Consider the following 9,197-nt stretch of genomic DNA (forward strand, 5'->3'; position numbering starts at 1 on the left):
GCGGTTCCGCGGTGCGAGGGCGCTCAGCCCGCGCGGCCGCGCCGCTGCGCCAACTCGTCGGCCGGGTCGTGGCCGTGCAGCGTCTCGCCGGTGTCGGTGCGCTCGGCCTGAAGGCGGGTCAGCGCCCCCTCGAGCTCCTGCCAGACCGCGCCGACCGCGATGCCGAAGACGCCCTGCCCGCTGCCGAGCAGCTCGACCACCTGCTGGGGCGAGGTGCACTCGTAGACCGTCGCCCCGTCGCTCAGCAGCGTGAGGCCGGTCAGGTCGGCCCGCTCGGCGGCCCGCAGGTGGGTGACCGCGACGCGGATGTTCTGCAGCGAGACCCCGGCGTCCAGCAGCCGCTTGACGATCTTCAGCAGCAGGATGTCGCGGAAGCTGTAGAGCCGCTGGGTGTTGGCCGGGTACGCGGCGCGCACGCTCGGCTCGAGCAGGCCCGTCCGGGCCCAGTAGTCCAGCTGGCGGTAGGTGATCCCGGCCGCCGCGCAGGCCGTCGGGCCGCGGTAGCCGACCAGCCCCGAGGTGGGGGCCAACCGCTCGATCGCGGGCTGTCCGGCCTGCACCGCCGGGAACCGCCCGACCCGGGCCGGCGCGGGCTGCTCGGCCTCGGCCGGCACCGACTCCCGCACCCGCTCCAGCAGGGAGCGTCCCGCGCGCGGGACGTGCACGGAGCACAGGGACCCGACAGCCGCCTCGTCGCCAATGCCGCTCATGCCAACCTCCGTCCGCTCGTCCGGTGCGCCGTTGTGGAGCCCAGGTGGAGTAACTCACCGGAGCCACTCCTGACGGTAAGCAGTCGTCTGGGACCCGTCAACGATCGCCACGCCGAGGCTCACGGACAACGTCACTCCAAGGAGTGGTTTTTCGTGCCCCCAGTGTGGGTATGCGGACGCACTTTGGCAAAACCGGACTTGCAGCCGACAGCCGAGCTGGCTAGAAGGCGGCCAACTCGGCTGGTAGGGCGTACGGCAGGGCTACTGCTGGCCGCCGAAGTCCTCCGGCGAGACCTGGTCGAGGAACTCGCGGAACTTCTCGACCTCGTCCTCCTGCTCGTCCGGGATGGCGATCCCCGCCTCGGCGAGGACCTCCTCGCTGCCGTAGATCGGCGTGCCGGTGCGCAGCGCCAGCGCTATCGCGTCGGACGGGCGGGCACTCACCTCGACCCCGCCGGAGAAGACCAGCTCGGCGTAGAACACGCCGTCCCGCAGGTCACTGATGCGTACTTCGGTGAGCTGCTGCCCCAGCGCGTCCAGCACGTCCTTGAACAGGTCGTGCGTCAGCGGCCGCACCGGCGTCATGCCCTGCTGCGCGAAGGCGATCGCGGTCGCCTCGCCAGGACCGATCCAGATCGGCAGGTACCGATCGCCCCCGACCTCCCGCAGCAGCACGATCGGCTGATTGGAAGGCATCTCCACCCGGACACCCACGACGTCGAGCTCATTCACATGGCAACCCTATGACCCGCGCCCCGGATATGAAAGCGCAGCCCCGGCCCCGGCGGCCCCACCAGGCGCTCCGGCCCCGCGCAGCGCGGGATCCGGCCACCGTCGGGCGGCCGGATTCAGCCACCCGCCGGCCGGGCCCGCAGCCCGGCCTGGACCATCGCGGCGTGCAGCCGGACCGAGAGGGTGGCCAGCTCCCGCGCGGTGGCCTCGGCGTGCGCCCTGGTCTGCGGGTTGCGGTGCCGGCGCAGCGGGGCCACCACCTGGTCGACCAGCGAGACCTCGCGGTCGGCGGCGGCCTTCATGGCCCGCAGGTGGCGCGGCTCGAGGCCGTAGCGGCCGATCTCGGCGACCAGCCGGGCGATCTGCAGCGCCTCGCCGTCGTACCCGCCGTCCGGCCCGGGGGCCAGCAGCCCGTATGCCTCCCACTCGGCCAGCTCGGCCTCCCCCGCCTCGGCGGCGGCCAGCAGCTCGGCCCGGCCGAGCCGCACCCCCGGCGCGGCGCCGGAGGCGGCCACCAGCTCGCGGTCGGCCTCCTCCAGCGGCCCGGGCCGGGCCTCCGGTCCGGGCAGCGCGGGCGGCGCCTCGCCGCGCTCGATGGCGTCCAGGTGCTCCCTGATCACCCGCAGCGGCAGGTAGTGGTCGCGCTGCACCCGCAGTACGTACGCCAGCCGCTCCAGGTCGGCCGGGCTGAACTTGCGGTACCCCGAGGGGGTCCGCTGCGGTTCGACCAGGCCCTCCGCCTCCAGGAAGCGGATCTTGGAGATGGTGACCTCGGGGAAGTCGTCGCGGAGGTGGGCGAGAACTGCTCCGATGCTGAGCAGTTCGTCACCCCGCCGCCGGGCCTCGCCCGCCCGGCGGGAGCCGGGTACGGGCATGGTCTCCGTGGCTGACGGGCTGTGCGAGGTCACTCGGGCTCCTGTTCGCGTGGTGGTCAGTACCCCCGGTGCGGGCTGGCGAAGAACACCAGCCGGTACTTCCCGATCTGCACCTCGTCGCCGTTGTTGAGGCCGACCTCGTCGATCCGCTCCCGGTTGACGTAGGTGCCGTTCAGGCTGCCCACGTCCGCGACGCTGAAGCCGCCGGGCTGCCGGCGGAACTCCACGTGCCGGCGCGAGACGGTGACGTCGTCCAGGAAGATGTCGCCCTCGGGGTGACGGCCCGCCGTGGTGACGTCCGCGTCGAGCAGGAAGCGGCTGCCGGAGTTCGGACCGCGCTGCACGATCAGCAGGGCCGAGCCCGGCGGCAGCGCGTCGATCGCCTGCAGCACCTCGGCCGACAGGGCCGGGGTGGCGCCGGTGCTGGTCGCGTTGGGGTCGTAGGACTCCAGACCGGAGATCGAGATGGTCGAGGTGGTCTCGGCCGCGCCCTCGGGGATGGCCATGCCGCGCAGGGCCGTGCCGCAGTTGGAGCAGAACCTGGCGGTCGCCGGGTTCTGGTTACCGCACCGGGGGCACGGAGTGGCCATGGACGCAGCCTCCTGGCGGGGCACACCGGCGGCGTGACCGTAGGGGTTCGGGGCAAACCCTCCACCAGAGGTTGAGGGTCCTGTCGGGAAACCTATGCGCGGAGCGCCCGAACCGTCGGCCGACGCGCCGTAAGCCGCCGAATTCCCTCCGACCTGCGCACCGGCGCCGTCCCGGAACAGCGGGCGCTCGTCGTAGCCGCCCTGCTCCGGCGCGGGCCGCATGCCGGGCACACCGGCCTCCTCGTCGGCCCGGCGGTGACGCGCCGTCGGGGCCTCCACCGCCGCGTCGCGTCGGTTGTTGCGGCCGAACAGCTTCGAGAACAGACTCACGGGCGAATCCCCTTGCGTGTGACAGACCCGCCCGCGGGGCAGGGTGCGAATCTCGGACAGGCACTCGTCCCGGCATCCTGCCAGGTCGGGGCCAGTGGTACGTACCAGTGTCGCTGATCGGCGGCTCGGCGACGGCGCCGGGGGTGCCCGGCGGCTGACGGACCGTACGGTGGCCGGGCCGTCACTTCGCCGCCGGCTTGGCGAACTGGAGGGTCTTCGGGGCGGCCAGTGCGTCCACCACGACGTTCTGCTGCTCGGTGATGGTCGCGCGCGCCTGCTGCTTCTCCAGCGTGCGCACGACACCGCCCGGGATGTTCAGTGCGGGAGTCAGATCCTGCGGGTGCCCGACCACCGTGAACTTGAACGGCTGGGAGACGGTCTTGCCGTCGATCTGCACACCCCCGCCGGAGCCGTCGGTGAAGTAGGTGCTCGCCACCACTCGGACATCGTTGATCTGAATCGCCTCCGCCCCCGCCGCTCGGAGTTCCTGCAGGGTGTCGAGCAGCATATCGGCCTTCACCTGCCCCTGGGGGTCATCGACCGTCAGTACGATGCCCGGACCAGTGGCCTTGACCGTGCCGGCCAGCACCCCGAGCTCCGTCGCCTTCTTCCTCGTCTGCTCCTCGGCGTCCTTGGCCTGGTTGGAGCTGTTCTCCAGCTGGGCCAGCGACTGCTCGAGTTGCGACTTCTCCTGCTGAAGACGCTGCTGACGGCTGTCCAGTTCGTCGAGGATGCGCACCAGATCCTCCTGGCGTGCCCCGCGCAGCTGGCTGTGGTCGTTGGTGGAGCGCACCTGGATGGCCAGCGCCAGGCCCAGCGAGAACAGCAGCAGGGCCACCACCAGCTGGCCGCGCGAGATCCGCAGCGGCCACAGCGCGGCCTTCAGCCGCGTCCGCGGGTTTGACGGCTCCTCCGCCTTCGCGGCCGCCTTCACCGGCCCGGGCGCCGCCTCAGGCGCCGGCTCGGGTCCCGGTTCGGGCTCCGGCTCGGCCTCAGGTTCGGGCTCCGGCTGGGGCGCCTGCTCAGGCTCCTCCGAAGCAGTCTTCTTCGCCTCCGGCTCGGGCGTGTCGCCCGCACCCTCGGCCTGCTCGGGCTCCTGCTCCGGCCCCGACTTCTCCTCGTCCACGTCGTCCCTCCTCAGGCCCGGAACACGTGCCGACGGATCGCCGCGGCGTTCGAGAAGATCCGGATGCCGAGCACCACGACCACCCCGGTGGACAGCTGCGAGCCCACGCCCAGCTGGTCACCGAGGAAGACGATCAGCGCCGCCACCACCACGTTGGAGAGGAACGACACCACGAAGACCTTGTCGTCGAAGATCCCGTCCAGCATCGCCCGCACGCCGCCGAAGACCGCGTCCAGCGCCGCCACCACCGCGATCGGCAGGTACGGCACGACGGCGGTCGGCACCTCCGGCTGCACGAAGAGGCCGACGACCACTCCGATCACCAGACCCAGTACGGCAATCACGGCTTGGCTGCTCCTGTCCCTGAGGTCGGCCCGGCACTCGGCGTGCCGGAGACGAACGGCTGCGCGTAACGCAGCGTGATGCCCAGTGCGGCGGGCACGGTCAGCTTCTTCTGTACGGAGAGGGTGGACCTGATCCCGTAGCTGTCCTGGATGATCTTCAGGTACCGCCCGGCCTCGATGTCCTGGAAGCGTGCGCTCATCGCCTGGCCGTCCCCGACCGCCAGCACCGTGTACGGCGGCACCAGCGGCCGGTTGTCCACCAGGATCGCGTCCCCGGCCGCCCGGATCGCCGAGAGCTCGGTCAGCCGCTGGCCGTTGACCGAGACCGCCTCCGCCCCGGACTGCCAGACCCCGTTGACGATCAGTTGGAGGTCACGGTCCCGCAGCCGCCCGGTGTCCGAGAAGCCGTTGGTCTGCCGGGGGTCGTTCGCCGAACCGCCCGCACCGGTGCCGGAGGCGTCGTCCAGGACCAGCTTGATCCCGGGCCCGGTCACCTCCGCCGTCCCGGCCCGCCCGGCCAGCTCGGCCACACCCTGGTCGTCCCCGGTGTGCAGCGCCTTCTGCTGCGCGGCGTCCACCTGGTGCCGAAGGTCCTGGACCTGCTTCTGCAGGTGGTCGGCGGCCGTGGTCGAGTTGGTCACCCGCTGCACCAGCGCGTCGCGCTCCTTGGCCAGCGTGGGCTCGGCGACGTGCGCGTTCACCGCCCCCACCGTCACCACCCCGGCCGCGAGCGCCAGCCCGAGCGCGAGCATCAGCCGGCCGCGCAGCGAGCCGGGCAGCCTGCTGGTGCCCTCGGCCCCCCTGGCCCGCGCCGCCTCGGCGTACCCGTCGTCGAGGCTGTGCTCCATCACGGTGGTCAGCAGGGACATCGAGGCGTCCGGTCGCGAGAAGCGTCCGTCCCGGTCACTCGGCGTCGTCGGTGCTGGCATGCGGTACATCGTCCCACGTCGCCAGGGCGCCCGGCGCACACCCCCCCACCGGTAGGCCGGTACGGGCGGTGCCTCCGCCCGTACCGGCCTGTGGGCCTACCGCCCGGCCCCGTCCACCACGGCCGCCCACTCGTCCAGCAGCGCCTCCGTGGCCTCGTCGTCCGGCCCCTCGGCCCACAGGTGGGTGATCGCCTCCGCCGGGTCCGGCAGCACCAGCGTCCAGCGCCCGTCCGGCTCGACCACCCGCACGCCGTCCGTGGTGTCCAGCCGCCGGTTCCCGGCCGCCTCCACCACCGAGCGCATCACCATCCCCTTCGCCGCCCAGGGCGTCGCGATGTCCCGCCGCTGGATGTGCGCCTGCGGAATGCGCGCGTCGATCTGGCTCAGCGTCAGCTGGGTCCGGGCCACCAGCCCGAGCAGCCGCACGAAGGCCGCCGCCCCGTCCAGGACCTCGCTGAACTCGGGCACCACGAACCCGCCGCGCCCGTCGCCGCCGAAGATCGTCTCGTCCGCCGCCGCGGCCCGCGCCAGGTCGTCGGGCGAGGTGGTCGTCCACCGCACCTGGGTGCCGTGGTAGGCGGCCACCTGCTCCGCGATCCGGGTGGTCGTCACGGGCAGCGCGACCTGCCCGCTCCGCCGCTCGGCGGCGACCAGGTCGAGCAGCACCAGCAGGGCCCGGTCGTCCTGGATCACCCGCCCGAGCTCGTCCACGAAGGACACCCGCTCGCCCACCGGGTCGAACCGCACCCCGAACGCCGCCTTGGACGAGGCCACCAGCTCCCCGAGCCTGGCCAGCCCGGCCCGCCGCTCCTCCGCGTCCTCCGTCGGCCGCGCCTCGTCCAGCCCGCTGCTCACGGTCAGCGCCTCGACCCCGAGCCGCCCGAGGATGCTGGGCAGCACCAGCGCGGCGCTGCCGTGCGCGGTGTCCACCACCACCTTGAGCCCCGCCTCGGCGATCCCGGAGGTGTCCACGGCCTTCAGCAGGTTGCCCGCGTAGCCGTCGAACACGCTGGAGGGGAAGGTCAGGTCGCCGATCTCCCCGGGGAAGGCCCGGCGGAACTCCTGCCGCGCGTACACCCGGTCCAGCTTGCGCTGGCCGGCCTGCGAGAGGTCCGCCCCGCGCTGGTCGAAGAACAGGATGTCCAGCGAGTCCGGCACCCCGGGCGTGGTCCGTAGGAAGATCCCGCCCGCACTGCCGCGCGCGGTGTGCTGCCGGGCCACCGGCATCGGCACGTTCTCCAGGTCGCGGACGTCGATCGCGCTGGTCTGCAGGGCCGAGATCATCGCCCGTTTGAGCGCACGGGCACCACGCGAGTGGTCACGCGCGATGGTGACGGTCGCCCCCTTCTTGAGGGTCGTCGCGTACGCCCCCGCCAGCCGCACGGCCAGCTCCGGCGTGATCTCGACGTTCAGGATGCCCGAGACGCCACGGAGCCCGAAGAGGTGCTCCTGGCCGCGGGACTCCCAGATCACGCTCGTATTGACGAAGGCGCCCGCCTCGATCGTCTTGAAGGGGTACACCCGGACGTTGCCCGAGATGATCGACTCCTCGCCGATCAGGCACTCGTCCCCGATCACCGCCCCGTCGTCGATCCGGGCCGCCCGCATCACATCGGTGTTCTTGCCCACCACACAGCCGCGCAGATTGCTCTGCGGGCCGATGTACACGTTGTCGTGCACGACGCTCTTGTGCAGGAAGGCCCCGCGCTTGACGACCACGTTGCTGCCGAGCACCGTGTGCTCCCGCAACTCGACCCCGGCCTCGACCTTCGCGTAGTCCCCGATGTACAGCGGCCCGCGCAGCACCGCCCCCGGATCCACCTCGGCGCCCTCGGCCACCCACACGCCGGGCGAGATCTCGAACCCGTCCAGCTCGACGTCGACCGCGCCCTCCAGCACGTCCGCCTGGGCCTTCTGGTAGCTCTCGTGGGTGCCCACGTCCTCCCAGTAGCCCTCGGCCACGTACCCGTAGACCGGCTTGCCCTCCTTCAGCAGCTGCGGGAAGACGTCGCTCGACCAGTCCACCGACTCCCCGGCCGCGACGTAGTCGAAGACCTGGGGCTCCATCACGTAGATCCCGGTGTTCACCGTGTCCGAGAAGACCTGGCCCCAGGTCGGCTTCTCCAGGAAGCGCTCGACCCGCCCCTCCTCGTCGGTGATGGTGATCCCGAACTCCAGGGGATTGGGCACCCTGGTGAGGCAGACGGTGACCAACGCCCCCTTCTCCCGGTGGAAAGCGATCAGCGCCGACAGATCGAAATCCGTCAGCGCGTCACCCGAGATCACCAGGAACGAGTCGTCCCGCAGTGCGTCCTCGGCGTTCTTCACACTCCCGGCGGTACCGAGCGGGGTCTCCTCGTTGGCATAGGTGAGGTGCATCCCCAGCTCTTCGCCGTCCCCGAAGTAGTTCTTCACCAGAGAGGCCAAGAACTGCACGGTGACGACGGTGTCCGTAAGGCCGTGCCGCTTCAGCAGCCGCAGCACGTGCTCCATGATCGGCCGATTGGCCACCGGAAGCAGCGGCTTGGGCATGCTCGAAGTCATCGGACGGAGGCGGGTGCCTTCGCCCCCTGCCATCACAACGGCTTTCATTACGGGTGCGTCCTCCTTCGCGGTGGTGAACCCTGTGGGGGTCCATCAAACCGTTCCAGTGCACCTCTACCCGGATAACTCCTGCCGACTCACCGAGCCGAGCGTGGGAGTCGTCTCACTCACCCGCTCACTCTCCGCCATCCGGGGCCAACCGGAGCCCCCGGCTCGACTTTCAGACCCCGGCCGCCCGCGCGCCCTTGACGATCTGCCGCACCTGAATCGCGTACAGGATGGCGGCCCACCAGTAAAGCGTGGTCCCCCACCAGATGAACGCCCAGCTGACCACCCTGGCCGGCGTGGCGATCCAGGTCCCGCCATCGCCCAGCAACAGCAGCGGGAACGCGTACATCAGATTGAATGTCGCGGCTTTCCCGAGAAAACTCACATTCAGCGGCCCGTAGCCGTACTTCGCCAGAACGGGCAGCAACGCACCGATGAACAGCTCCCGGGCCAGCAGGATCGCCGTCACCCACCACGGCAGAATCTCGCGCCAGGTGAGCCCGACCAGCGTCGACAGCACGTACAGCCGGTCCGCGGCCGGATCGAGGATCTGCCCCAGCCGGCTGATCTGCCCCCACCGCCGGGCCAGCTTCCCGTCCAGGTAGTCACTGATCCCGCTCAGCATCAGCACCAGAATCGCCCAGCCGTCGACCTTCGGCCCACCGAACTTCGGCCAGAGGATCAGCCACAGGAAGATGGGCACACCAGCCAGCCGCGCCATGCTCAGCAGGTTGGGAATGGTGAGGACGCGGTCGGTCTGGACGCGCGTCTCCTGGACCTCCACCGGGGGGCCTCCTGTGTCCGGGTGTGACAACTCTGCGGCACTGACCTTACAACAGAGAAGCCCCCCATCCGTTCCCGGATGAGGGGCTTCTCTGAATATTTGTTCGGCGGCGTCCTACTCTCCCACAGGGTCCCCCCTGCAGTACCATCGGCGCTGTGAGGCTTAGCTTCCGGGTTCGGAATGTA

The 9,197-nt window shown here is 71.2% G+C and carries 9 protein-coding genes and 1 rRNA gene; all 10 read right to left on the reverse strand.

Annotated elements, in window-relative coordinates:
* Positions 1-23: 23 nt before the first annotated feature.
* Positions 24-710, reverse strand: coding sequence for a MerR family transcriptional regulator (locus tag ABT095_RS36805; RefSeq protein ID WP_350533976.1), 687 nt, complete (start codon positions 708-710; stop codon positions 24-26).
* Between the two features lie 261 nt (positions 711-971).
* On the reverse strand, positions 972-1,442 hold the full coding sequence (locus tag ABT095_RS36810) for a bifunctional nuclease family protein (RefSeq protein WP_350533977.1): 471 nt from the start codon (positions 1,440-1,442) through the stop codon (positions 972-974).
* Positions 1,443-1,558: 116 nt separating this feature from the next.
* Positions 1,559-2,317, reverse strand: a complete 759-nt coding sequence (gene ftsR, locus ABT095_RS36815) for a transcriptional regulator FtsR (RefSeq protein ID WP_350533984.1) — start codon at positions 2,315-2,317, stop codon at positions 1,559-1,561.
* Between the two features lie 56 nt (positions 2,318-2,373).
* Entirely contained in the window at positions 2,374-3,237 is an 864-nt protein-coding gene (locus ABT095_RS38940) for a zinc-ribbon and FHA domain-containing protein (RefSeq protein ID WP_502885133.1), read from the reverse strand.
* A gap of 181 nt (positions 3,238-3,418) precedes the next feature.
* A complete protein-coding gene (locus ABT095_RS36825) occupies positions 3,419-4,363 on the reverse strand; it encodes a DUF881 domain-containing protein (protein WP_350533979.1) in 945 nt (314 codons plus the stop codon).
* An 11-nt stretch (positions 4,364-4,374) separates the two neighbouring features.
* Positions 4,375-4,707: a small basic family protein gene (locus tag ABT095_RS36830; protein ID WP_350533980.1), complete on the reverse strand. Its 333-nt coding sequence runs from the start codon at positions 4,705-4,707 to the stop codon at positions 4,375-4,377.
* Positions 4,704-5,645, reverse strand: a complete 942-nt coding sequence (locus ABT095_RS36835) for a DUF881 domain-containing protein (protein WP_502885134.1) — start codon at positions 5,643-5,645, stop codon at positions 4,704-4,706. The genes ABT095_RS36830 and ABT095_RS36835 overlap by 4 nt, the downstream gene beginning before the upstream one ends.
* An 87-nt stretch (positions 5,646-5,732) precedes the next feature.
* The gene (locus ABT095_RS36840; RefSeq protein WP_350533982.1) at positions 5,733-8,228 is read right to left on the reverse strand and encodes a sugar phosphate nucleotidyltransferase; all 2,496 of its coding nucleotides are present in this window, start codon (positions 8,226-8,228) and stop codon (positions 5,733-5,735) included.
* A gap of 172 nt (positions 8,229-8,400) precedes the next feature.
* A complete protein-coding gene (gene clsA / locus ABT095_RS36845) occupies positions 8,401-9,012 on the reverse strand; it encodes a cardiolipin synthase ClsA (RefSeq protein ID WP_350533983.1) in 612 nt (203 codons plus the stop codon).
* A 101-nt stretch (positions 9,013-9,113) separates the two neighbouring features.
* Positions 9,114-9,197 (reverse strand): 5S ribosomal RNA (gene rrf / locus ABT095_RS36850); the annotation flags it as partial.

The sequence above is a fragment of the Kitasatospora sp. NPDC002227 genome, from assembly GCF_040296285.1.
In the GTDB taxonomy this organism is placed as follows: Bacteria; Actinomycetota; Actinomycetes; order Streptomycetales; family Streptomycetaceae; genus Kitasatospora.